Annotated in this window: 23 protein-coding genes and 1 pseudogene; 4 read left to right on the top strand and 20 right to left on the bottom strand. The window is 55.3% G+C overall.

Annotated features, from left to right (window positions below; all coding sequences use genetic code 11):
* Positions 1–241: 241 nt before the first annotated feature.
* The gene (uvrA, locus tag EKN38_RS20155) at positions 242–3064 is read left to right on the top strand and encodes an excinuclease ABC subunit UvrA (RefSeq protein ID WP_014830295.1); all 2823 of its coding nucleotides are present in this window, start codon (positions 242–244) and stop codon (positions 3062–3064) included.
* 3 nt (positions 3065–3067) lie between these two features.
* Here the strand turns inward: uvrA and EKN38_RS20150 are convergent, their stop codons facing one another.
* The 6 genes from EKN38_RS20150 to dnaB form a co-directional block, all read right to left on the bottom strand.
* Positions 3068–3421, bottom strand: coding sequence for an MmcQ/YjbR family DNA-binding protein (locus EKN38_RS20150; protein ID WP_014830294.1), 354 nt, complete (start codon positions 3419–3421; stop codon positions 3068–3070).
* 2 nt (positions 3422–3423) lie between these two features.
* Complete coding sequence (locus EKN38_RS20145; RefSeq protein WP_014830293.1) at positions 3424–3840, bottom strand: secondary thiamine-phosphate synthase enzyme YjbQ; 417 nt, start codon at positions 3838–3840, stop codon at positions 3424–3426.
* Positions 3841–3952: 112 nt separating this feature from the next.
* The gene (aphA, locus tag EKN38_RS20140) at positions 3953–4666 is read right to left on the bottom strand and encodes an acid phosphatase AphA (protein WP_014830292.1); all 714 of its coding nucleotides are present in this window, start codon (positions 4664–4666) and stop codon (positions 3953–3955) included.
* 221 nt (positions 4667–4887) lie between these two features.
* Positions 4888–6081 carry an aromatic amino acid transaminase gene (tyrB, locus tag EKN38_RS20135; protein WP_014830291.1) on the bottom strand — a complete coding sequence of 398 codons (1194 nt, stop codon included), beginning with the start codon at positions 6079–6081 and terminating at the stop codon, positions 4888–4890.
* Between the two features lie 130 nt (positions 6082–6211).
* Entirely contained in the window at positions 6212–7291 is a 1080-nt protein-coding gene (alr, locus tag EKN38_RS20130) for an alanine racemase (RefSeq protein ID WP_014830290.1), read from the bottom strand.
* A gap of 16 nt (positions 7292–7307) precedes the next feature.
* Positions 7308–8720, bottom strand: a complete 1413-nt coding sequence (gene dnaB / locus EKN38_RS20125) for a replicative DNA helicase (RefSeq protein WP_013095063.1) — start codon at positions 8718–8720, stop codon at positions 7308–7310.
* A 60-nt stretch (positions 8721–8780) separates the two neighbouring features.
* Between dnaB and EKN38_RS20120 the strand changes: the two genes are divergently transcribed.
* Complete coding sequence (locus tag EKN38_RS20120) at positions 8781–9764, top strand: quinone oxidoreductase (RefSeq protein WP_014830289.1); 984 nt, start codon at positions 8781–8783, stop codon at positions 9762–9764.
* A 185-nt stretch (positions 9765–9949) separates the two neighbouring features.
* Here EKN38_RS20120 and pspG read toward each other — a convergent pair whose 3' ends face one another.
* From pspG to EKN38_RS20100, 4 genes are all read right to left on the bottom strand, one after another.
* Complete coding sequence (gene pspG, locus EKN38_RS20115) at positions 9950–10192, bottom strand: envelope stress response protein PspG (RefSeq protein WP_013095061.1); 243 nt, start codon at positions 10190–10192, stop codon at positions 9950–9952.
* Positions 10193–10328: 136 nt separating this feature from the next.
* Positions 10329–11324 carry a tRNA dihydrouridine(20/20a) synthase DusA gene (gene dusA / locus EKN38_RS20110; RefSeq protein WP_014830288.1) on the bottom strand — a complete coding sequence of 332 codons (996 nt, stop codon included), beginning with the start codon at positions 11322–11324 and terminating at the stop codon, positions 10329–10331.
* A gap of 82 nt (positions 11325–11406) precedes the next feature.
* Positions 11407–12666, bottom strand: a complete 1260-nt coding sequence (traF, locus tag EKN38_RS20105) for a conjugal transfer protein TraF (RefSeq protein ID WP_153908347.1) — start codon at positions 12664–12666, stop codon at positions 11407–11409.
* Between the two features lie 220 nt (positions 12667–12886).
* Entirely contained in the window at positions 12887–13375 is a 489-nt protein-coding gene (locus tag EKN38_RS20100) for a cupin domain-containing protein (RefSeq protein ID WP_014830286.1), read from the bottom strand.
* Between the two features lie 114 nt (positions 13376–13489).
* On the opposite strand from EKN38_RS20100, the gene zur reads away from it, so the two are divergent.
* On the top strand, positions 13490–14002 hold the full coding sequence (gene zur / locus EKN38_RS20095) for a zinc uptake transcriptional repressor Zur (protein WP_014830285.1): 513 nt from the start codon (positions 13490–13492) through the stop codon (positions 14000–14002).
* Between the two features lie 66 nt (positions 14003–14068).
* Here zur and EKN38_RS20090 read toward each other — a convergent pair whose 3' ends face one another.
* The 5 genes and pseudogenes from EKN38_RS20090 to EKN38_RS20075 form a co-directional block, all read right to left on the bottom strand.
* Positions 14069–14278 carry a CsbD family protein gene (locus tag EKN38_RS20090; RefSeq protein ID WP_014830284.1) on the bottom strand — a complete coding sequence of 70 codons (210 nt, stop codon included), beginning with the start codon at positions 14276–14278 and terminating at the stop codon, positions 14069–14071.
* 49 nt (positions 14279–14327) lie between these two features.
* A pseudogene (locus tag EKN38_RS26180) lies at positions 14328–14402 on the bottom strand (hypothetical protein); the annotation flags it as partial.
* Complete coding sequence (gene dinF, locus EKN38_RS20085) at positions 14399–15736, bottom strand: MATE family efflux transporter DinF (RefSeq protein ID WP_014830283.1); 1338 nt, start codon at positions 15734–15736, stop codon at positions 14399–14401. The pseudogene EKN38_RS26180 and the gene dinF, both read right to left, overlap by 4 nt.
* A gap of 64 nt (positions 15737–15800) precedes the next feature.
* Complete coding sequence (gene lexA / locus EKN38_RS20080; RefSeq protein WP_014830282.1) at positions 15801–16409, bottom strand: transcriptional repressor LexA; 609 nt, start codon at positions 16407–16409, stop codon at positions 15801–15803.
* 108 nt (positions 16410–16517) lie between these two features.
* Complete coding sequence (locus EKN38_RS20075) at positions 16518–16886, bottom strand: diacylglycerol kinase (RefSeq protein ID WP_014830281.1); 369 nt, start codon at positions 16884–16886, stop codon at positions 16518–16520.
* A gap of 154 nt (positions 16887–17040) precedes the next feature.
* Between EKN38_RS20075 and plsB the strand changes: the two genes are divergently transcribed.
* The gene (plsB, locus tag EKN38_RS20070) at positions 17041–19461 is read left to right on the top strand and encodes a glycerol-3-phosphate 1-O-acyltransferase PlsB (protein ID WP_014830280.1); all 2421 of its coding nucleotides are present in this window, start codon (positions 17041–17043) and stop codon (positions 19459–19461) included.
* Positions 19462–19559: 98 nt separating this feature from the next.
* On the opposite strand, the gene ubiA is transcribed toward plsB, so the two are convergent.
* The 5 genes from ubiA to malK form a co-directional block, all read right to left on the bottom strand.
* Positions 19560–20429 carry a 4-hydroxybenzoate octaprenyltransferase gene (gene ubiA, locus EKN38_RS20065; RefSeq protein ID WP_014830279.1) on the bottom strand — a complete coding sequence of 290 codons (870 nt, stop codon included), beginning with the start codon at positions 20427–20429 and terminating at the stop codon, positions 19560–19562.
* Positions 20430–20441: 12 nt separating this feature from the next.
* A complete protein-coding gene (gene ubiC, locus EKN38_RS20060; RefSeq protein ID WP_014830278.1) occupies positions 20442–20939 on the bottom strand; it encodes a chorismate lyase in 498 nt (165 codons plus the stop codon).
* 180 nt (positions 20940–21119) lie between these two features.
* Positions 21120–22064, bottom strand: a complete 945-nt coding sequence (gene malM / locus EKN38_RS20055; RefSeq protein ID WP_014830277.1) for a maltose operon protein MalM — start codon at positions 22062–22064, stop codon at positions 21120–21122.
* Between the two features lie 114 nt (positions 22065–22178).
* Complete coding sequence (locus EKN38_RS20050; RefSeq protein ID WP_014830276.1) at positions 22179–23486, bottom strand: maltoporin; 1308 nt, start codon at positions 23484–23486, stop codon at positions 22179–22181.
* Positions 23487–23557: 71 nt separating this feature from the next.
* Positions 23558–24667, bottom strand: a complete 1110-nt coding sequence (gene malK, locus EKN38_RS20045; protein ID WP_008500080.1) for a maltose/maltodextrin ABC transporter ATP-binding protein MalK — start codon at positions 24665–24667, stop codon at positions 23558–23560.
* Positions 24668–24909 lie beyond the last annotated feature (242 nt).

Raw genomic sequence — 24909 nt, 5'->3', positions numbered from 1 at the left:
CCTGAATACGTTTCTTAATAGTGTAAACGCGCGAGTGTACCATTTCCACGCGTCAATTTGCATAGTTGCGTGGCGGGTTCAGAAATCTCTCGCGAACTCGACATTGTTACACAGCTAATCAGAAAATGCATTCCAATACTGTATATTCAAACAGGTTAAATTGTGTCATAATTAGCCGTTTCTGACAGCCGGTTGTCCTTCAAACAAACCAGGCAATCCGTGTTCCAACCGGGAAAGGTGAATGGATAAGATCGAAGTTCGGGGCGCCCGCACCCACAATCTCAAGAATATCAACCTCATAATCCCTCGCGACAAACTCATCGTCGTGACCGGGCTTTCGGGGTCTGGCAAATCCTCACTGGCTTTCGACACTTTATATGCCGAAGGACAGCGTCGTTACGTTGAATCACTCTCTGCGTACGCGCGTCAGTTCCTGTCGCTGATGGAAAAACCGGATGTCGACCACATTGAAGGGTTGTCTCCTGCTATCTCTATCGAGCAGAAGTCTACTTCCCACAACCCGCGTTCAACGGTCGGTACCATTACCGAAATTCATGACTACCTGCGTCTGCTCTACGCCCGCGTGGGTGAGCCGCGCTGCCCGGATCACGACGTCCCGCTGGCGGCGCAGACCGTGAGCCAGATGGTGGATAACGTGCTGTCGCAGCCGGAGGGCAAACGCCTGATGCTGCTTGCGCCCATCATCAAAGAGCGTAAGGGCGAGCACACCAAAACGCTGGAAAACCTGGCAAGCCAGGGGTATATCCGCGCCCGTATTGATGGCGAGGTATGTGACCTGTCGGATCCCCCCAAGCTGGAGCTGCAGAAGAAGCACACCATCGAAGTGGTGATTGACCGCTTTAAAGTGCGTGACGATCTGGCGACGCGTCTGGCGGAATCCTTTGAAACCGCACTGGAACTCTCTGGCGGTACGGCGGTGGTCTCCGATATGGACGACCCGAACGCGGAAGAACTGCTCTTCTCCGCCAACTTTGCCTGCCCGATTTGCGGCTACAGTATGCGCGAGCTGGAGCCACGTCTGTTCTCCTTCAACAACCCGGCGGGTGCCTGCCCGACGTGTGACGGTCTGGGCGTACAGCAGTATTTCGACCCGGATCGGGTGATCCAAAATCCTGAACTGTCGCTGGCTGGCGGTGCGATCCGCGGCTGGGATAAGCGTAACTTTTACTACTTCCAGATGCTCAAATCGCTGGCAGAGCACTATAAGTTCGATGTGGAAGCCCCGTGGGCCAGCCTGAGCCCGAACGTGCACAAGGTGATCCTGTTCGGTTCCGGTAAAGAGAACATTGAGTTCAAATACATGAACGATCGCGGCGACACCTCCGTACGTCGCCACCCGTTCGAAGGGGTGCTGCACAACATGGAGCGGCGCTATAAAGAGACTGAATCCAGCGCGGTGCGTGAGGAGCTGGCGAAGTTCATCAGCAACCGCTCCTGCGCCACCTGTGACGGCACGCGTCTGCGTCGCGAAGCGCGCCACGTGTTTGTCGAAAACACGGCGCTGCCGACCATCTCAGACATGAGCATCGGCCACGCGATGGACTTCTTCAACAACCTGAAGCTCTCCGGTCAGCGTGCAAAGATTGCCGAAAAAGTGCTGAAAGAGATCGGCGATCGTCTGAAATTCCTGGTGAACGTCGGCCTGAACTACCTGACGCTTTCTCGCTCCGCAGAGACGCTGTCCGGCGGTGAAGCCCAGCGTATCCGTCTGGCCAGCCAGATTGGTGCCGGCCTGGTGGGCGTCATGTATGTCCTGGACGAACCGTCCATCGGCCTGCACCAGCGCGACAACGAGCGTCTGCTCGGTACGCTGATCCACCTGCGTAACCTCGGCAACACGGTGATTGTGGTCGAGCACGACGAAGATGCCATCCGTGCTGCCGACCATGTTATCGACATCGGTCCGGGTGCGGGCGTGCACGGCGGCCAGGTGGTCGCAGAAGGCACCCTGAAAGACATTATGGCAGTGCCCGAATCGTTAACCGGCCAGTACATGAGCGGCAAGCGCAAGATTGAGGTGCCGAAACAGCGCGTGCCGGCGAACCCGGAAAAAGTGCTTAAGCTCACCGGCGCTCGCGGCAACAACCTGAAAGACGTGACCCTGACGCTGCCGGTGGGTCTGTTTACCTGTATCACCGGTGTATCCGGTTCCGGTAAGTCGACGCTGATCAACGATACGTTGTTCCCGATTGCGCAGACGGCGCTGAACGGCGCGACGCTTGCCGAACCTGCACCGTACCGCGATATCCAGGGGCTGGAGCATTTCGATAAGGTTATCGACATTGATCAAAGCCCGATCGGCCGTACACCGCGTTCCAACCCGGCAACCTATACCGGCGTCTTCACGCCCGTCCGTGAACTCTTCGCGGGTGTACCGGAAGCGCGTTCGCGCGGCTACACGCCAGGACGTTTCAGCTTTAACGTTCGCGGCGGCCGCTGCGAAGCATGCCAGGGCGACGGCGTGATCAAGGTTGAGATGCACTTCCTGCCGGATATCTACGTGCCGTGCGACCAGTGCAAAGGCAAACGCTATAACCGTGAAACGCTGGAGATTAAGTACAAAGGCAAAACCATCCACGAAGTGCTGGATATGACCATTGAAGAGGCGCGCGAGTTCTTTGATGCCGTTCCTGCGCTGGCGCGTAAGCTGCAAACGCTGATGGACGTAGGTCTGACCTACATTCGTCTGGGGCAGTCAGCGACCACGCTCTCTGGAGGTGAAGCGCAGCGCGTGAAGCTGGCGCGTGAGCTATCCAAACGTGGTACCGGGCAGACGCTATATATTCTCGATGAGCCGACCACCGGTCTGCACTTTGCGGATATCCAGCAGTTGCTCGATGTTCTGCATCAGCTTCGCGATCAGGGCAACACCATTGTGGTCATTGAGCACAACCTGGACGTGATTAAAACCGCGGACTGGATCGTCGATCTCGGCCCCGAAGGCGGCAGCGGCGGCGGTGAAATCCTCGTCTCCGGTACGCCAGAGACCGTTGCTGAGTGCGAAGCCTCGCACACCGCACGCTTCCTCAAACCGTTGCTGTAATCGTCACACGGAGAGTTGCTGCCGGGTCGCTTCCGGCAGCAGCTCAACCGCCTGCTGATAAGATGCGTCCACCAGGTAGTAAATCTGCGACCCCGGGATGGAACCGTCGAGATAGACCGTACTCCAGTGCGCTTTGTTCAGATGTTTACTTGGCCGGACGTCATCGTGCTGCTGACGTAATAGCTCCGCCAGTTCCGGGCTGGTTTTCAGCGATGCCGCCGGGCGGCCTTCCACCTCTTTCACCATCGCAAACAAGACATCTCCCACTTTAATCTGCGTAGCTTTCCAGTCGCTGTGCACACTCTGCTCCGCGCCAGGCTTACTCATGCAGTACTGAAGTAGCTCCGAAATTGTCATCTTTATTCCCCTTGTAGCGTTGCGATAATTTTACGCGAACCACCGTGAATGCGATGTTCTCCCAGCCAGATCCCTTGCCATGTTCCCAGCAATGGCCGCCCGTTATGAACCGGCAGCATCAGCGATACGCCCAGCAGCGAAGATTTGATATGCGAAGGCATGTCATCCGCCCCCTCATAATCATGCTCGTAGGGGGCGTTGTCCGGAACGGTTTTCAGAAAATGCTGCTCCATGTCAGACCGGACGGTGGGATCGCAATTTTCATTAAGCGTGAGAGAGGCTGACGTGTGCTGAAGCAGCAGATGCAGCAAACCCGTTTTGACGCGCGACAGGTCGCGGATTTGCCCGATAACTTCGTCAGTCACCAGATGAAATCCGCGAGGTTTAGCGCTTAAGGTCAGGGTCTGTTGGTACCACATGTGCTGCTCCGTTATGAAAGTGAATCTTTCTAAGTGTGCAGCAAGAAGGCGAAAGGTAAAACCCGCAGCGACGAGATTTGCTTAAAAAAGAGCCAAACTCGCCACCAACGGTTTAATATTCAGAGTTCACAATGACCTCTTCGCCAAACTTCCCGGCCATCGGCAGCGGTCGATAGGTCGAGTTAGAGGCACGTAACACCCTGATTCCTCTGGCACCCACATCACGCGCGGCGCTGATATCGTTGTCAGAATCGCCGTAGAAGACTTTGATATTTTTCTGCTCCAGCCACTGGGTTTTGGTGTTTTGTCCCGGTTTGTCGCCAGCGAAAATCACCGGGTTCATGCTGGCCGCCGGGATGCGGAAATCGTCCTGCAGCGTTTTAGAGACCGTTTCCGTTTTGGTCTGGCTGCGCCCGGTTACGAAGTAAATGCTGTCGCCACGCTTAACGTGCATATCGATGAGCGCGCGGGCCACCTCTTTCGGGATGCTGAATTCGTCCCAGCCGTTGTTCATCTTTTCCCAGAATTCCGGGTTTTTCAGATACGCTTCGGTGTCCGGTGAGTATGTTTTTTTACCACGCCAGAAACCCGGGCTTGAGAAGAGGGCGGTATCGTCAATGTCAAAGCCCACGGCCATTGGCGAGCGCCCCATCAGGCTGTTTTCAATCTGAGCCACAGAAACCCAGTGAATGGGGGCTTGTTCAGCCAGAATGGCAGCAGTGGTGCCGGTGTAAAGCGGCGTCGGTGCGGAAGCGCGCGCGACGACCGTACTGTTAAGCGAGAACAATAAGCAGGCGGCGCTGAGCGCCAGTGTGATCTTGCGCATATTTTCCCCTGAATATTCAGTTTGTTATCGTTTTAATTTGAGCGACTGGTCAAAAATCTATCCGACCATAACCCCAGCGGGAGATGAAGGGAAGGAGTTTTTGCTTATGAAACTGAATAAAAAGAAGAAGATCACAAAGCGAGATGTCGACCTGAACGGCCTGATGCCCTCACCCCGGCCCTCTCCCACAGGGAGAGGGAGGAATAAATGATAGTGAGTACTTACATTACTGCAGCAAACGCCTGCGCCACGCGATGAACGTTACTGGCATTCAGACCCGCCACGCACATACGTCCGCTGGCAATCAGGTAGACACCAAACTCTTCGCGCAGACGATCGACCTGTGCGGCGCTCAGACCGGTGTAGCTGAACATCCCGCGCTGTTTAAGCAGATAGTCAAAGTTATGTCCCGGTACGGCCTCCTTCAGGACATTAACCAGCTCCTGACGCATCGACAGAATGCGCTTACGCATGGATTCCACTTCGGCAAGCCAGTTGGCTTTCAGCTGTTCGTCACCGAGCACGGTCGCCACCACCTGCGCGCCAAAGTTAGGCGGGCTGGAGTAGATGCGACGTACGGTCGCCTTCAACTGACCCAGCACACGGCTCGCCGCTTCGGCGTCTTCGCACACCACGGAAAGGCCACCTACGCGCTCGCCGTACAGGGAGAAGATTTTTGAGAAAGAGTTGCTGACCAGAACGGGCAGCCCGGCGCTGGCCACGGCGCGGATGGCATAGGCATCGTCTTCCATCCCGGCACCAAAGCCCTGATAGGCGATGTCGAGGAATGGGATCAGGTTGCGCGCCTTCAGCACCTCAATTACCGCGTCCCACTGGGCGTTGGTAAGGTCTGCCCCCGTCGGGTTATGGCAGCACGGATGCAGCAGCACAATACTGCGCTCTGGCAGGGTATTCAGCTTTTCCAGCAGCGCGTCAACGCGTACGCCGTTGGTTTCGCTGTCGAACCATGGATAGGTCGCCACCTTAAAGCCGGCACCCTCAAAGATCGCCACGTGGTTTTCCCAGGTAGGATCGCTGACCCATACCCCTGAATCCGGGAAGTATTTTTTCAGGAAGTCCGCACCCACTTTAAGCGCGCCTGAACCGCCCAGCGTCTGGATAGTCGCCACGCGCTTTTGCGCCAGCACCGCGTGATCGGCACCAAACAGCAGCGGCGCGATGGCGTTACGGTAAGTATTGAGCCCTTCCATCGGCAGATAAAGAGAAGCACCGTGCGGGGCGGCGCTAAGACGCGCTTCCGCTTCAGCAACGGCTTTCAACTGAGGAATAATGCCGTCCTCGTTGTAATACAGACCAATGCTGAGGTTCACTTTGTCGCTGCGAGGATCTTCTTTGAAACGCTCCATTAAGGAGAGAATGGGGTCGCCGGCGTAGGCGTCAACTTTCTGAAACACGCGATGGTTCTCCGGAATTCGATGAGGCAGGGAATTCAACAATAAACCGGATATGACAGAAGATCGAGCGTTTAACCTGTTTCATGCCGGGTCAGGCAACGCTGCCCTGCCCCCCGGCATTCACAGCAGTTTAGTCGATATACTTCATCGCCACCCTTGACGTCAGGCGCGTAATAAGTTCGTAAGCACTCACTTTCGTGATTTCCGCTATGCGTTCAACGGGCAAACCGTCACCCCACATCACCACATCGTCGCCTGCTTTGTCCTGCGCATCGGGGCCGAGATCTACGCAAATCATGTCCATCGCCACGCGACCAACAATCGTTACTTCGCGGCCATTGACCAGAACCGGCGTACCGGACGGCGCAGCGCGTGGATAACCGTCGCCATACCCCATCGCTACCACCCCCAGTCGGGTGTCACGCTCGCTGGTCCAGGTGCCGCCGTAACCCACCGGCTCACCCGCTTTATGCTCGCGCACTGCAATCAGCTTAGACACCAGAGACATCACCGGCTGGAAACCAAAGTCCGGCCCCCAGGGTCTGTTCTCCAGCGGCGATACGCCGTAAAGAATAATGCCCGGACGCGCCCAGTCGAAGTGCGACTGCGGCCACAGTAAAATCCCGCCAGAAGCCGCGATAGAGCGCATACCCGGCTTGCCTTCGCAGAAGGTGTTAAAGATATCGAGCTGCTGTTCAGTGGCGCCGCAATCAGGCTCATCAGCCCGGGCAAAATGGCTGACGATATTCACCGGCTGGCGGACGTTTTTGCACTGGCACAGACGCTGATAAAACGCCTGCGCGTTTTCCGGGCGTACACCCAGACGGTGCATGCCCGTGTCGAGCTTCATCCATACGGTGACCGGCTCACTCAGCTCAGCGGTTTCGAGTGCGGAAAGCTGTTCTTCGTTGTGTACCGCCGTGTGCAGATGCTGGTCTGCAATGGTCGGCAGGTCTGCAGCCTCAAAAAAACCTTCGAGCAATAAAATCGGTTGGGCGATCCCCCCCGCGCGCAGGCGGAGGGCTTCTTCAAGACGGGCAACGCCAAAGGCGTCGGCATCGGGGAGCGTTCGCGCGGTCTCAAGAAGACCGTGTCCGTAAGCGTTCGCTTTCACGACTGCAACAAGTTTACTGGCGGGCGCCAGTTCACGCAGACGTTGCAGGTTGTGTCGCAGAGCGCGGCGGTTAATCACAACAGTTGCCGCTTGCATTTGATTTCCTTAGAAATTACTCATCATCATATTGAGGACCGGCATAGTTGTCGAAACGCGACCACTGTCCGTTAAAGGTCAGACGTACCGTACCGATAGGGCCGTTACGTTGTTTACCGATAATAATTTCGGCGATCCCTTTCAGGTCGCTGTTCTCGTGATAAACCTCATCACGGTAGATGAACATGATTAAGTCGGCATCCTGCTCGATGGAGCCGGATTCACGCAGGTCGGAGTTGACCGGGCGTTTGTCGGCACGTTGTTCCAGGGAGCGGTTAAGCTGCGAGAGCGCCACGACCGGCACATGCAGCTCTTTGGCTAATGCCTTGAGCGAGCGGGAAATTTCCGCGATCTCCAGCGTACGGTTATCGGAGAGCGACGGCACGCGCATCAGCTGAAGGTAGTCGATCATGATAAGGCCAATACCGCCGTGCTCACGGGCGATACGGCGCGCACGGGAGCGCACTTCTGTCGGCGTCAGGCCGGAGGAGTCATCAATATAGATGTTACGTTTTTCCAGCAGGATCCCCATGGTGCCGGAGATACGCGCCCAGTCCTCATCGTCGAGCTGACCGGTACGGATTCGGGTCTGATCCACACGTGACAGCGACGCCAGAGAACGCATCATGATCTGCTCTGATGGCATCTCCAGACTGAAGATCAAGACCGGTTTATCCTGCAACATCGCCGCGTTTTCGACGAGGTTCATCGCAAAGGTGGTTTTACCCATCGACGGACGCGCAGCGACGATAATCAAATCCGACGGCTGCAGGCCTGCGGTTTTCTTATTGAGATCGTCATAGCCGGTGTTAACCCCGGTTACGCCATCGTGCGGCTGCTGGAAGAGCTGTTCAATACGGGCAACGGTGGCATCGAGGACATCGGCGATGTTTTTCGGGCCTTCGTCTTTATTGGCGCGACTTTCGGCGATTTTAAAGACGCGGGATTCCGCGAGATCGAGCAGGTCTTCGCTGGTGCGACCCTGCGGATCAAAGCCCGCTTCGGCGATTTCATTCGCAACGGAGATCATCTCACGAACAACGGCACGTTCGCGGACGATATCCGCATAGGCACTGATGTTCGCCGCACTTGGTGTGTTTTTTGAAAGTTCCGCTAAATAAGCAAAACCGCCAACGCTGTCCAGTTGCCCCTGCCGCTCCAGCGATTCCGCGAGCGTAATCAGGTCAATCGGACTACCGGACTCCTGCAGACGCGCCATTTCGGTGAAGATGTGGCGGTGCGGGCGGGTGTAGAAATCGTCGGACACGACGCGCTCGGCAACGTCGTCCCAGCGCTCGTTATCCAGCATTAAACCGCCCAACACCGACTGTTCCGCTTCAATCGAGTGCGGCGGGACTTTTAACCCGGCGACCTGAAAATCACGCTCACGAGGTTCAGTCTGTTTGTTGAAGGGTTTGTTTCCTGCCATAGTGAATGGAGTTACCGAGATAAAGAGTGGGTCGAAAGATTACCACATTCTGGAGGAAGCATGGCAACACGTATTGAATTTCACAAGCATGGTGGCCCTGACGTACTCAACGCGGTGGAGTTTACCCCCACGGCGCCTGGCGAAAATGAAGTACAGGTTGAAAACAAAGCCATCGGCATTAACTACATCGACACCTATATTCGCGGCGGCCTCTATCCACCGCCGTCACTGCCGAGCGGTCTGGGTACCGAAGCGGCGGGCGTGGTCAGCAAAGTGGGCAGCGCCGTTAAGCATATTAAAGAAGGCGATCGCGTGGTGTATGCACAAGCGGCGCTGGGTGCTTACAGTTCTGTGCATAACGTCCCGGCTGACAAAGTCGCCATTCTGCCTAACGCCATTTCGTTCGAACAAGCCGCGGCCTCATTTCTGAAAGGGCTCACGGTCTATTACCTGCTGCGCAAAACCTATGAAATCAAACCCGACGAGCAGTTCCTGTTCCATGCTGCGGCAGGCGGCGTGGGGCTGATCGCCTGCCAGTGGGCCAAAGCGCTAGGCGCAAAACTGATCGGCACCGTAGGAAGCGCGCAAAAAGCCCAGCGTGCGCTGCAGGCCGGTGCATGGCAGGTGATTAACTACCGGGAAGAGAGCATTGTTGAACGCTTAAAAGAGGTAACCGGTGGCAAGAAAGTGCGCGTGGTGTATGACTCGGTAGGGAAAGATACCTGGGAAGCGTCTCTGGATTGCCTGCAGCGCCGCGGTCTGATGGTGAGCTTCGGCAACGCGTCAGGTGCGGTGACCGGGGTAAATCTGGGTATTCTGAACCAGAAAGGCTCGTTGTATGTCACTCGCCCATCCCTGCAGGGTTACATCACCAATCGCGAAGAGTTGCTCGAAGCCAGCAACGAGCTGTTCTCACTGATTGCCAGCGGGGTCATCAAAGTGGATGTGGCAGATGCGCAGAAGTACGCGCTAAGCGATGCGCAACGTGCGCATGAGGTGCTGGAGAGCCGGTCAACGCAGGGGTCAAGTCTGTTAATTCCCTGATCCCATAAAAGAAATTGGGCTTCCCTGAGGAAGCCCTTTCTTTTTTTTAGTTCGGCTGTATGTAGGGTACAGCTCGATGAATTCTTTAGCGGCAGTCATAGTGACAGATTCGATAAGTAAATCCTATTCCGTTCTAAGCAATGCCGCCGGAAAAGTTGCAGGTATGTGACGAACCCCTCAATACCTTAGTAACGAAAGCGGTTATTACGCTGATAAGTGGGCAGTTTTGGTGATTTAATCGCCCGTATCACCCACACCACTGCAACGGCCAGCAGCAGCCACGGCAGAAGTTTGATCGTCAGGGCAAATAATCCACCAATAAACATGACCACCGTCGCCACCACAAGCGCTGCCAGAATGCCGAGCAGCGAAACGCCTGTCGCTAACAGCATGACAAAAAAGCCAATCACAAAAAGTAGTTCCAGCATGGTGCTCTCCCACGAGTTCCCGAATAATGCAGTAAGCATTACAAAATCCATGCCAACATTAACCCATTGTTCTTAAAGCAAAACGCCCCGCAATGCTGTACGGGGCGTGGTGAATTTGACGATTTTTTAGCGAGATTTATCGTTTATCTGCGACCAGACGCAGCGCGTGTTCCAGCACCTCAATATCGGCACCGGCTTTATGGGCGTTCTCGCTGAGATAGCGACGCCACTGGCGCGCCCCGGGGATCCCCTGGAACAGGCCGAGCATATGGCGGGTGATATGGCCGAGATACGTACCGTTGCTCAACTCGCGTTCGATGTACGGATACATGGCTCTCACTACCGCAACCGGATCGCTGTCTGCCCCTTCAACGCCAAAGATTTCGCGATCGACCGTCGCCAGAATGCCCGGATTCTGATATGCCTCGCGACCGACCATCACGCCATCCATATGCGCCAGATGTGTTTTGGCCTCGTCGAGCGACTTGATGCCGCCGTTAATCGACATCGTCAGATGCGGGAAATCACGCTTCAGCTGGTACACGCGAGGGTAGTCCAGCGGCGGAATTTCACGGTTCTCTTTCGGGCTCAGGCCAGAGAGCCAGGCCTTACGCGCGTGGATGATAAACATCCCGCACTCGCCCTTTCCGGCAACTGTATTGATGAAATCACACAAGAATTCGTAGCTGTCCTGGTCGTCAATACCGATACGGGTTTTCACCGTCACGGGAATGGAGACCACATCGCGCATCGCCTTGATGCAGTCCGCTACCAGCTGTGCGTTCCCCATCAGACAGGCGCCGAACATGCCGTTTTGCACGCGATCGGACGGACAGCCAACGTTAAGGTTAATTTCGTCGTAGCCACGCGCTTCTGCCAGCTTCGCACAGTGCGCCAGCGCGGCCGGATCGCTGCCGCCCAGCTGCAGGGCTACCGGATGCTCTTCTTCGCTGTACGCCAGATAGTCGCCCTTCCCGTGAATAATCGCACCGGTGGTGACCATTTCGGTGTACAGCAACGTATGGCGGGAAAGCTGGCGCAGGAAATAGCGGCAGTGTCTGTCCGTCCAGTCGAGCATGGGCGCAATGGAGAAACGGTGTGCAGGAAAAGCAGTCTGGTGTTCTGACGACATGGCGAAGTTTTAAGCATCTGGTGGAAAAGGGGCGCTACTATAGCATAAAGAAAAGCCGGAGGCGCAACGCCTCCGGTGCCCTTTAGAACGTCATACTCAACTGCGCCCCGGCGCCCCAGGTTTCATCTTCACCGTACAGCCCCATCAGGTCGACGTGAACCGTGTTAAACGGTGCAAAACCGACACCACCGGTAAAGACGTTACTGTCATTCCCTTTCATATCGGCGCGATAACCCGCACGCACGGCCAGCCAGCTCAGCGGCGTCACTTCCGCACCTACGCCAACATACTGCGAGGTATCCTCGCTTTTAAAGCCCTTGGTTTCTGTCAGATCGCCATCGGCGGTCAGGGTCACCAGATCGTTGTGCCAGGCAGCCCCCGCCGTCACCAGCGGACGGATTTGATAGGTGTCTTTATAGCTCACCACTTCCCCCGTGCGCCCGTTGCGGATGCGAATATCTTTGGTGTCGATATCGCGTGACATCAGGTTTTGCCCACTCACCCCGACCGTCCAGTGTTCGCCGAAATCTGCCGCGATACCCGCATCCACGTTAAAGCCGGTATCGTCTGTCCGGTAGCGGCTGTCGTTCCACTTGTTACTGTCGTAATCGTAAATGGAGGTGGTGTAGTTATAGACCCATGTTTTCTGCAGCTTCGGCGTGACGCCAAGGGAAACCGGGACGCCACCCAGATCGAACTGACGGGCAATCGCAACACCATAATCGGAGACAATCGCCGCCCGGCCAGACGCCGTAGAGTTGAGGTTTTTTGTGATTTGATCGGTACCGTTCAGGGCCGCATCCAGTGCAACCCCCGCCGCCACCGCATCACTGTTTTGAATACCGCGCAGGTAGTCAATATCTTGCTGATCGATAGAAGAGCTGACGCGCCCGTGGGCATAGCCTTTCGCCATAAAGGCCACGGAGAGCACATCGTTAGGGATACTCACCGCAATCCCCGCGCCTGCCGTTGCACGTGCAGTTTTGCCCTTGAGATAGTCCAGTTCATCGGCAAGATCTTTTGCCGCGCCCTGGAACTGATCGATTGAGCCCAGCGGATTGGTAATCACTTCAATGGGGGTAAGGCTATCAACCACATCCTTGTAGTGTTTGATTTTGTCGTTGATGGTATCAATCTCATCCTGAAGATTGTCTTCATCCGTCACCTGCACGCCGACGGACGGTAAAATAACCGTCACATCATCGTCCGGTTTTGCCTTTGCCAGCAGCGCGGGGTTGATTAACACCCCGCTGCCATAGCTGCCTGAAGCAACGCCCGTGCCACCCATTGCGTCGCTACGTGATTCTGTCCAGGTATTGGCTGCTCCCGCCTGATTTGCCATAAACAGGGAGACAGCGATGCTAACCACCGAAAATTTAAAATGTTTTTTCACAGTATGCTCGTCTTATTGTCGTTAATAACATCACCCTGTCTGTTATCACCCAAACAGGAACGAACTATTGCTGTGAATAAGTACAAAAAGACCCGCTATTTCCTTAAGTAAAACTCCGGACAGGCCTGTTGTTATTTGTGACGGCCCTCAATATTTATAGAAGAGGAAATTATTTTTTCCCAGGTTTTCCATCGTGCGGCCCAAAGAACTGAGGGGGATGATCAACCCAGCGATCTTCACGCGTGGCGGCATACTCCGGATTAAGCGGATAGTAGATTCGGTTGTGCTTCTTGTTCGCCTCGCCAACGACCAGTAATCGCACCTCTTCTTCAGTGTTATTAATAAAGGTATGGCAGATGCCTGTACCAGCGGGAAAGCCTACGCTGTCGCCGGGTTCGAGCTTCCACAAATAGCCGTTAATCCAGGCTTCCGGATACCCTTCCAGCACATAGATGAACTCCTCTTCGTCGCTTTCCGCGTGGGGATAGGAGGTTCGACGTCCGGGCGGCAAACGTTCGTGGTGAATACCAATCCGCCGAAGGCCAAGGTGGCGGGCCAGCGGTGCACCGATAGAGAAAAGCTCGTTACTGTCGGGATAGGTTGAATTATCTGGCTCTTCCACATCTCGCCAGTGCCGAATACAGTCAGGTTTTTTCATGGTTAATTTCCCGGTTTGCGATGGGTCAGGTATAGCACAGCCTGGCGGATCTCGGCGTTTTTACCAGAACATGATAAAGTGAGGGTTTCCATCCTATAACATCCGAGGTGCTGAATGGATAAGTCCACAAAAGAGCTGTTAGCGCAGGCAGAGAAGCTGTGCGCGCAACGCAATGTGCGCCTGACTCCGCAGCGCCTTGAAGTATTACGCCTGATGAGCCTGCAACAGGGCGCCATCAGCGCATACGACCTGCTCGATCTGCTGCGCGAAAGCGAGCCGCAGGCTAAACCGCCGACGGTCTATCGTGCACTCGATTTCCTGTTAGAACAAGGGTTTGTACACAAGGTCGAATCCACAAACAGCTATGTGCTATGTCATCTTTTTGACCAGCCAACCCACACATCGGCCATGTTTATCTGCGACCGTTGTGGCGTGGTGAAAGAAGAAGGTGCGGAAGGCGTAGAAGATATTATGCATACGCTCGCAGCCAGAATGGGCTTTGCTTTGCGTCATAATGTGATTGAAGCGCATGGTCTGTGCTCAGCGTGTGTCGAAGTAGAGGCCTGTCGGCATCAGGATGAATGCCATCACGACCACTCTATCCTCGTAAAGAAAAAGCCACGCTAATCATAGTAAAGGCGGCTCATGGCCGCCCTCAGGGAGTACTTCCTTGTACTTGCGGGTATTATCCGCTTACCAACGGTAGTCGTTGCGTTTTTCCCAGTCGCCGACTTCTTTTTCAGCCTGGTCTTTCGCGTAGCCGTAACGTTCCTGAATTTTCCCGACAAGCTGATCGCGTTTACCTTCGATGACCGTCATATCGTCATCCGTCAGCTTACCCCACTGTTCTTTCGCTTTACCTTTGAACTGCTTCCAGTTGCCGCCGATTTCGTCTTTATTCATCATCGTGTCCTCATAGTTAAGCGTCGGTTCGTAACGTCCGTTACGTTCTTTTCTGCTGGACGTGATAATAATTGTAGTTAAGGATTCGGCGGTTTATTTCATATTCGGAATCTTTAACCGTCACGATATATCGTGACGGGAAGGAAGCCAGGTATTGTTTTGCCAGTGACGGTACCAGATAAAGCCCAGCGACACCCCCCGCAATGCGAGAAAGACCGCCAGAGAGAGCCATAAGCCATGGTTACCCAGCCAGGGGAGCGTCAGTAACGTCAGGGCAAAACCAGCCGCCGCCACCGCCATGCTGTTACGCATCTCCGCACCTCGCGTCGCGCCAATAAACATGCCGTCCAGCAGGTAACACCAGACCCCCACCACCGGCAAAATGACCTGCCAGATGAGGTAATGGCTTGCCAGCTCGCGCAGTGCAGGAAGGGAGGTCAGTAACGCAATAATCTGTTCGCCAAAACAGGCGTAAATCAGCGCAAACACCAGCGCCACCAGCCCCGACTGCCGACAGGCCGCCCGCCAGACATCCCGCAGCTGACCACTTTCACGTGCGCCATATGCCTGGCCGGAATGCGCTTCGACAGCATAGGCAAAGCCATCCAGCGCATAGGCGGTAAAGGTCAGCAGCGTCATCAGAACGGCATTCACCGCAACGATGTCTGGCCCAAGCCGTGCGCCAAAGACCGTCAGTGCGCCGAAGCAGAGCTGGAGCAGCAAGGAGCGCAGCATAATGTCGCGATTGAGCGCCAACAGCGTGCGAATATTACCGCGCCATGCGCTCTTCAGCAGCGCAAGAGAGATCCCGCGCATGACCAGCACCCGCCAGACCATCCACAGACCGAGGATAAACGTCCCGTATTCGGCAATCGCCGTCGCCAGTGCCGCACCCTGCACATTCATATGCAGGCCCATCACCAGCCAGAGATCGAGCACGATGTTGAGGAGGTTGCCTACCACCAGCAGGATCACGGGCGCGCGGGCGTACTGCACGCCGAGTAACCACCCCAGCAGAACCAGATTGGCCAGCGACGCGGGCGCGCTGAGCCAACGAATTTCAAGGAAGCGTCGTGCCTGCTCCAGTACCGCTTCGCTGCCGCCAACGATATGCAGCGCCAGGTCAATCAGTGGGGTACGCAATATAGCGATTAACGCGCCGGCCCCAAGCGCCAGAATTAACGGCTGAACCAGCGCACGCGCCAGACGCAAAGGATCTTTAGCACCGTACGCCTGCGCCGTGAGCCCGGTGGTACTCATGCGCAAAAAAAGCAGGAGCATAAAAAGGAAGCTGGTCGCCGTCGCGCCAATCGCCACGCCGCCCAGATAGATGGGTGAATCAAGGTGACCAATAACTGCCGTATCCACCAGCCCCAGCAGCGGAACGGTGATATTGGAAAAAATCATCGGCAGTGCAAGACGCCACAATGCCTTATCGGATGCCGTCAGCAGTGACATGAAAAAATACCGGGAGTGGATAAGGGATCAGGCCACGGCGGATCCGTAGCCTGTCAGGATGAGATTACAGCCATTCTCCATTGCGAATAACCCCTACCGCCAGCCCCTCGATAGAGAAGTTTTGCTCGCGCAGGTCAACCACAATGGGGGAAAACTCGCTGTTTTCCGGCAACAACTGGACGGTATTGCCCTGTTTTTTCAGACGCTTAACCGTCACTTCATCATCGATGCGTGCCACGACAACCTGGCCGTTACGCACGTCTTGCGTTTTATGCACCGCAAGCAGATCGCCGTCAAGAATACCGATGTCTTTCATGGACATACCGCTTACACGCAGCAGAAAATCCGCGCTCGGTTTGAACATGCCAGGATCAACCTGGTAGTGGCCTTCGATATGCTGTTGCGCCAGCAGAGGTTCACCTGCAGCGACGCGGCCTATCAGCGGAATGCCTGTCTCTTCTTCCACCAGCAGGCGGATACCGCGTGAAGCACCCGATACAATTTCAATCACGCCTTTACGCGCCAGCGCTTTCAGGTGTTCCTCGGCAGCGTTCGGAGAACGGAAGCCCAGACGCTGAGCGATTTCCGCACGCGTGGGTGGCATACCCGTCTGGCCGATATGATCCCGGATGAGATCAAACACCTCTTGCTGCCTGGTCGTTAACGCTTTCATTCCGCCCCCTGGGTGTATATACAGTTATGCTGTGAGTATATACAGTCAAAGGCGATTTTGGAACCAAAAACTGCACAAAAAACCAGGGACTTAATTATTCCTCGAGGCTCATCGGAAATGTGACCAAAGCAGCGTGACCCAGGTAATAGCTGCAGTGATAATCGCCAGCAACACGGCAGCAGAGCCCATGTCTTTTGCCCGGCCAGAAAGCTCGTGAAAATCAGAGCCAATACGGTCCACAACGGCCTCAATAGCGCTATTAAGAATTTCCACTATCATCACCAACAGCACGGAGCCGATCAGAAGCACGCGGGTAATGGCATCAACATCAAGGAAACAGGCGATAATCACCGCGACAATCGCGGCGACACCCTCCTGGCGAAACGCGGCTTCGTTGACCCATGCGGCGCGAAAACCTTTCCAGGAATAGCCAGCAGCTTTAATGATACGGGTTAACCCAGTGGTATTATTGGCCATTAAAAGAACCTTTTATTTGAAATAGCGTCAATAACAGGAGGCGCAACGTGTTGCGCTGTAGCCTGAAGTATGACGGGTAACAACAGTAATTTCGCGCGCTTTCTGTTATCCTTGCGCCGCAATTGCATTATTAACCAGAGGCTTTACATCGTTTATGTCTGGCTGGCCACGAATTTACTACAAATTACTTAATTTACCATTAAGCGTCCTGGTAAAAAGTAAGTCTATCCCAGCAGAACCCGCGCTGGAATTGGGGCTCGATACGTCGCGCCCTATTATGTATGTTTTGCCTTACAACTCGAAGGCAGACTTGCTGACGCTTCGCGCCCAGTGTCTGGCGCATGACTTACCTGACCCGCTTGAACCGTTAGAAGTCGACGGTACGCTGTTGCCGCGATACGTATTCATTCACGGTGGGCCACGCGTGTTTACCTATTACACGCCAAAAGAAGAGTCCATTAAGCTGTTCCACGACTATCTCGACCTGCATCGCAGCAATCCCGATCTGGATGTGCAAATGGTGCCCGTTTCGGTGATGTTTGGTCGTCGCCCGGGCCGCGAGAAAGGGGAAGAGAATCCGCCATTGCGCATGCTCAATGGCATCCAGAAATTCTTCGCCGTCTCCTGGCTGGGACGCGACAGCTTTGTGCGTTTCTCCCCTTCCGTCTCGCTCCGCCGAATGGCGGACGAGCACGGCACCGATAAGATCATCGCGCAAAAACTGGCGCGCGTGGCGCGCATGCATTTCGCTCGTCAGCGTCTGGCCGCCGTGGGCCCGCGTCTTCCGGCACGTCAGGACCTGTTCAACAAGCTGCTGGCCTCCAAAGCGATCGCCCGTGCCGTTGAAGACGAAGCGCGCACTAAGAAGATTTCTCACGAAAAAGCACAGCAGAACGCTATTGCGCTGATGGAAGAGATCGCCGCGAACTTCTCCTATGAGATGATCCGTCTTTCTGACCGCATCCTTGGCTTCACATGGAACCGCCTCTATCAGGGCATTAACGTCCATAACGCCGAGCGCGTTCGCCAACTGGCGCATGACGGCCATGAAATTGTTTATGTGCCCTGCCACCGCAGCCACATGGACTACCTGCTTCTCTCGTATGTGCTTTATCACCAGGGACTGGTGCCTCCGCACATCGCGGCCGGTATCAACCTGAACTTCTGGCCAGCAGGCCCGATTTTCCGCCGTCTGGGGGCGTTCTTTATTCGTCGTACCTTTAAGGGCAACAAGCTCTACTCTACCGTGTTCCGCGAATATCTGGGCGAGCTGTTCAGCCGCGGTTATTCCGTTGAGTACTTCGTGGAGGGGGGACGTTCACGCACCGGCCGTCTGCTGGATCCGAAAACCGGCACGCTGTCGATGACCATCCAGGCAATGCTGCGCGGCGGTACCCGTCCGATCACGCTGGTACCCATTTACATTGGCTACGAGCACGTCATGGAAGTGGGGACTTACGCCAAAGAGCTGCGTGGGGCGACCAAAGAGAAAGAGAGCCTGCCGCAGATGCTGCGCGGTCTGAGCAAGTTACGCAATCTCGGCCAGGGCTACGTGAACTTCGGCGAGCCAATGCCGTTGATGACGTACCTGAACAACCATGTCCCTGAGTGGCGCGAGTCTATCGATCCTATCGAAGCGGTGCGTCCGGCCTGGCTGACGCCAACGGTTAACGGTATCGCGGCTGAGCTGATGGTGCGTATTAACAACGCCGGTGCCGCAAACGCCATGAACCTGTGCTGTACTGCACTGCTGGCGTCACGTCAACGCTCGCTGACCCGTGAACAGCTTACGGAGCAGCTGGATTGCTATCTTGACCTGATGCGCAACGTTCCCTATTCGGTGGATTCAACGACGCCTGCCAGCACGGCGAGCGAGCTGATCGACCATGCGCTGCAGATGAACAAGTTTGAAGTCGAGAAAGATACGATTGGCGACATCATCATTCTCCCGCGCGAGCAGGCGGTGCTGATGACCTACTATCGTAACAATATCGCCCACATGCTGATGCTACCGTCGCTGATGGCGGCGATCATTACCCAGCATCGCCGTATTTCTCGTCAGGAGCTGCTGCGTCATGTGGAGACGCTCTATCCGATGCTGAAAGCAGAGCTGTTCCTGCGCTGGAGCAAGGATGAACTGGCGATTGAGCTGGATAAAATGACCGAGGAGTTGCGTCGTCAGGGGCTGATTACCGTCGTTAACGATGAGCTGCATATTAATCCGTCACGCTCCCGCACGCTGCAACTGCTGGCGGCGGGTGCGCGTGAAACGCTGCAGCGCTACGCTATCACCTTCTGGCTGCTGAGCGCGAACCCATCCATTAACCGCGGTACGCTGGAGAAAGAGAGCCGGACGCTGGCGCAGCGTCTGTCCGTTCTGCACGGCATCAACGCCCCGGAATTCTTCGACAAAGCGGTCTTCAGTTCACTGGTACTGACGCTGCGTGATGAAGGGTTCATTAGCGACACGGGCGATGCCGAGCCGGAAGAGACGCTGAAGGTGTATCAGATGCTGGCAGAGCTGATTACCTCCGACGTGCGTTTGACGATTGAGAGTGCGACGCAGGGCGAGTGATGTGAAAAAGCCGGGTGGCGGCTTCGCCTTACCCGGCTCACAATCTGACGCTTCATATCATGCAGGCCCGGTAAGCTTCAGCGTCACCGGGCTTTATTTTAGCCAAAATAGCTCATCGCCAGCCCCAGAAACAGCACCAGGCCCACGTAGTTATTATTCATAAACGCTTTAAAACAGGCATCACGCTCACGCTTTGCGATCAGCTTCTGCTGGTAAGCAAACAGCAGTCCCGCCACCAGCACTGACCAGTAAAACTCCCAGTTCAGCCCGTTCAGGCGGCCAATCGCCACCATCAGTGCCAGCACGGCAATCTGCAGGATACCGATAATCAGCTTATCGTGACGACCAAACAGAATGGCGGTCGATTTAATACCAATTTTCAGATCGTCATCGCGGTCGACCATCGCATATTGCGTGTCGTAAGCCACAGCCCAGAGAATGTTCGCCAGGAACATCAGCCAGCAGCTCAGCGGTACCGACTCACTGACCGCCGCAAACGCCATCGGGATCGACCAGCCAAACGCCGCGCCCAGCACCACCTGCGGCAGATGAGTATAGCGTTTCATAAACGGATAGACCCAGGCCAGCGCGAGAGCCGCAACGGAAAGCAGGATGGTCATGGTGTTGAGGGTTAACACCAGCAGGAAGGAGAGCAGCACCAGCACGATGAACAGCACGCGGGCCTCTTTCTCTGTGACCTGCCCACTGGGTAACGGACGATTGGCTGTCCGTTTCACATGTCCGTCGAATTTACGATCGGCGTAGTCATTGACCACACAGCCCGCCGCACGCATCAGCCAGACACCGGCCACAAACACGCCCAGGATCCACAGCGGTGGAACGCCCGGCGTCGCCACCCATAGCGCCCATAATGTCGGCCACAACAGCAGTAGCGCGCCGATGGGTTTATCGGTACGCATTAAGCGGTGATAGGCCAGCAGCTTGTTCTGCGTCAGGCTCCACTCCATTTTTTCTTCCTCTCAGTACAACGGCGATGCCGGTAAAAAAAGCTCCGTCAGTATTAACGGTTTACCGCTCAGGCGAAGACGGGAACGACGTCCCAACAGTTCGGCATCGCGACCAATCTCGATAAAATCCCGGGTAAGTTCAGACGAAGTGAAAAGGTACCGCCCGAGCGGGGTATTTCCCAGCCGTTGCAGTGCCAGCTCTGGCCCGGAAAGGGTGGATTCAGGCACCACCGTTCGCCCGGCGAGCCACGGCTCACCATCCGCGCAGAGCAAAATTTCACGCAACCAGTAGCGTGCTTCTTTTGGCAACAGCGGCAGTTCACTGGCAATGTCAGCGGAAGTGACAAACCCTTCCTGAATCATCGTCACCGTAACCGTCTTGCCCTGTTGCTCAAAACGTTTAGTCATGGAATCTTCCAGCAGCAACCAGTCAAGCTGCTGCGGGTCAAGCGCAGGTATTTGGTCAAAATAGCGCAGCGCACGCAGTTGCGTTAGCGCGGGGTGTGACATGCCGGACTCTCCGATACATAACGTACTGGCATTGTATCGCAGAAACGCGGATTGAGGGGGGCCAAACGTTATTTAACGATCACGATTGCAACAAGGGCGCAACAGCGCGAGCGGCACGAAAAAAAGTGCGCCCACTCAGGCGCACTAAACTACTAACAAATCAGCACTGTGGGGAAACGGTTACCCCTTGCCTTTTACACTGCTGATAAAGGTGGAACGGGCAGTGGTTGAACCTAAACGTTCGGCTTCATCAAGCAGTTTCAGCGCCTTATCGACATCACCGCGCTTCACCGCCTGCTTAATGGCGTTGTTGAAGTATTCTTCGGTGTCGTTCAGTACCGGCTCAGCTTTTTTCGCCGGAGCAGGGGCTGCGGTCGCGGCTGCCGTAGCCGCTGGCGCGGTATAAACAGGTGCAGCGGTATTCCCCACGGTCACCGGACCTGGACCAGACGAGCCAAACAGTGGGCCAACGAGTACGCTGGAAGCGCTGTTGGTGGAAACTTTCAGTTTGACCAGACCATCAGTGGTATGACGGGCAAGCGGATCCGGAATATCCGGGACAGAGTTACCGGTGCCTTTGGCATAAGCTTTCGCCGGGTCAACCAGCTTTGTTGTCTGCTGCAGATCTTTCTCGGTCGTGAATACCAGAACATAAATTTTTTGCTGACCCAGGGCAGGCGTCAGGCGCATAACACCTTCCAGCCGATCTGCACTCATCACGCCCGGTTCCTGATAGCTAAAATAGTCGCTCGGGAAGAACGCCGATGGCGTCATGTTTTGATCGAGGATCAGGACGTTTGGCGCAAACACGCTGGTCTGTTTGTTCACTTCGCTGGTCAGCGTCAGGGTCAATTCACCAATGTTCGCCGGTACGCTATAAGCCGCAACGGGGCCAGAAATCCCCGGCACATTCAGCTGTTGGCCACCCATAGAGAGCTGGGTTGACTGCGTTTTGGATTGATCAACCGGCGTCCATGTCAGTTGCTGGAGTGCCGCTGCCGGGATAGCCGGCGCAGCACTGGTATTTTGTGGCACGAAATTCACGTCTGCCAGGGAGACGGCCGGAACACAGGCTAACAGCCCCGCAGAGAGGCACAGCGCGACGAGACTTTTCTTCATTTTCATTGTTATTACCTCTGATAGCGTGAGCACTGCGGTGGCCAGGCAATAGCGCGCAGCACCCTAAGGAGAGAGGGGCTTACGCCCCTCTTTTCAGGTCATTACGTCAGGTCTAACGAATTACCACCAGATTTCCATCTGGGCGCCGAAGGTCCACTCATCGTTGTCGCCACGGCTGAAGGTTTTCGCAGAGGTGTCACTGTAAGCCACACCAGAGGTGTAACCAGTGTCGCTGTTGTTTGCGTAACCCCATTTCTCATCCCACTTCGCGTAGGTTGCGAAGACACGGATAGCCGGACGGGACCAGATGCTGTCGCCAGCCTGCCATTGCTGTGCCAGGGTGATTTTGTACTGGCTGTTTTTCTCGTCAGTTCTCTGAGATTTGACGTTGTCGTAGCCCACTTCCAGCAGGGTGCTCATGATTGGCGTCCATTTGAACATCGGACGAACACCCACAGTCCACCACTCGGTACCGTTGTTATTGTCACGATCGATGTTCTGGTACATACCGACGTACATCAGGTCCCAACGGTCTGCCAGGGTGATTGCACCGTGGTCCAGCACACGCCACATGGAGCCGTCGTTATCAACGCTGCCACCCTGTGGAATACCCTTACCGTTAGAGGTCATGGAGTCCGTACCGTACTGCAGTACGAATTTGTTGAAGCCCTTCATCATGCTCTGGGTGTGTTCAGCAGTGAACAACCAGCCATCTTTAGAAGCGCCAGGCTGCAGGTAGTAGTCGTCAGGAATGTTGGTGTGACCATAGTCAACGCCCAGTTCCAGCGTACCGCCCGGGTTGGTTTCCAGACCGGCTAAACGCACGTCGAAGACGTCATTTGGTACAACATTGTCATAAATACGGTCGCCGTTGGCATCACGATCGGCGAAGGTTGCAGAACCGCCTGATTCAGAAGAGCGGGTGGCTGCCAGAGAGAGTTTACCAAAGCCCAGATCGATGTTTTCAATACCGGCACCAGGACCTGAGATGTCCCAGTAGTAGAAGTCGATCATATGGACGTCATGACGCTGATAGAAGCGCTTACCGGCCCAGATGGTGGAGCCTGGCAGCCATTCAATCAGGTTTTTACCCTGCACGTTAGCTTCACGGAAGGCCGGGCTGGTGGATTCCCAGTCGTTCTGCTGAGAAACGGAATACGCTACGTTAGTGTCGAAATAGAAGCTCTTGTCGCCCTCTTTCCACACTTCCTGGCCCAGTTTCAGCTCAGCGTACGTCTCACATTCGTTACCGAGACGGTATTTACTTTGAGCACCGGTTGCCTGGAAACATTGTTGTTCACCGCCACTCCCGGTCCAGCCAATGCCGGAACGAGCATAACCTTTAAAGTCTACAGCGCCTGCCTGGGCAGACATAATGCCTGCCGCAATGGCGAGTGCCAGAGGGACTTTGCGCAGAGTAATCATCATTCTATCTCCTGAGATCATTGCTTTTCTTTGAACACTTGACCTGTCGGTTTCGTGTCTTCTTTTGGGATTGCTTAAACGCCTGGCTCTTTGTGCAGCCGACGACATGCAGTGCCATCTTCACGGAACAGATGGCAACGCTCTGGCGGCAAACCGATAGCGAATGTGGCACCCTCTTCTACCAACACCACGTCATTCTGGCGGTAGACCAGGTTCTGACGGATGGCGGGGATCTGGATATGAATCTGTGTTTCGTGACCAAGTTGTTCGACGACCTGAACTTCACCTTCCAGCGTCACATCGGCGATGTGGCTCGGGAGTAAATGCTCAGGACGAATACCGAGGGACATGTTGGCCCCCACCTGTACGTTGGCGCTGTCGACCGGCAGCCAGACTTGCTGACGGTTTGGCAACTCCACCTGTACCTGTTCAATGGCTGTCGCCGTGACCTTGACGGGCAGGAAGTTCATCTTTGGCGAGCCAATAAAGCCCGCAACAAAGCGGTCTGCCGGATAGTGATACAGCTCCAGCGGTTTACCCACCTGTGCCACGCGGCCGGCGTCCAGCACCACAATTTTGTCGGCCAGCGTCATCGCTTCGACCTGATCGTGGGTGACGTAAATCATCGTGCGGCCAAGACGTTTATGCAGACGGGAGATTTCGATACGCATCTGGACGCGCAGCGCGGCATCCAGGTTAGAAAGCGGTTCATCCAGCAGGAAGACGCGCGGTTCGGCAACCAGCGTACGGCCAATCGCGACGCGCTGACGCTGTCCACCAGAAAGCGCCTTCGGTTTACGCTCCAGCAGGTGTGCCAGCTGTAACACTTCCGCCACCTGCGTGACGCGCTGGTTAATCACCTCTTTTTTTGCCCCCGCCAGCTTCAGGCCAAAAGACATGTTCTCGGCGACGGAGAGATGGGGATAGAGTGCATAAGACTGGAACACCATGCCGACGCCTCGTTCGGCAGGCGGGATGTCGTTCATTCGGGTATCACCAATCAGCAAATCACCGCTGGTGATGGTTTCAAGACCGGCAATCATACGCAGCAGAGTTGATTTACCGCAGCCAGATGGGCCAACAAACACCACGAATTCACCTTCGTGGATGTCGAGATTGATGTCTTTTGACACCACCACATCGCCCCAGGCTTTCGTTACATTACGCAGCTGTACGCTCGCCATGCCCTTCTCCCTTCGTTACAACCTGTCACCGACAGAAACATTCAAGATAAGTTCACTATGGGGTATCCATTACTTTCGCGAATCCTCCACCCCCCGGCTTTTTTATGGGGGAGGAGGCGGGAGGATGAGAGAGCAGGCTCTGCGACCGCAGCTGGCGGGCTGAGGCAAAATTCGTGAAGCCACCTGCAAAATTCAGCGTGTTTTTATGTGCGCCAGCACTCATAACTTAAATTTATGCAACA

Source organism: Enterobacter sp. WCHEn045836, assembly GCF_003965585.1.
In the GTDB taxonomy this organism is placed as follows: Bacteria; Pseudomonadota; Gammaproteobacteria; order Enterobacterales; family Enterobacteriaceae; genus Enterobacter; species Enterobacter dissolvens.
Note: the sequence above shows the minus strand (reverse complement) of the source record. Positions and strands in the feature narration are given on the sequence as shown.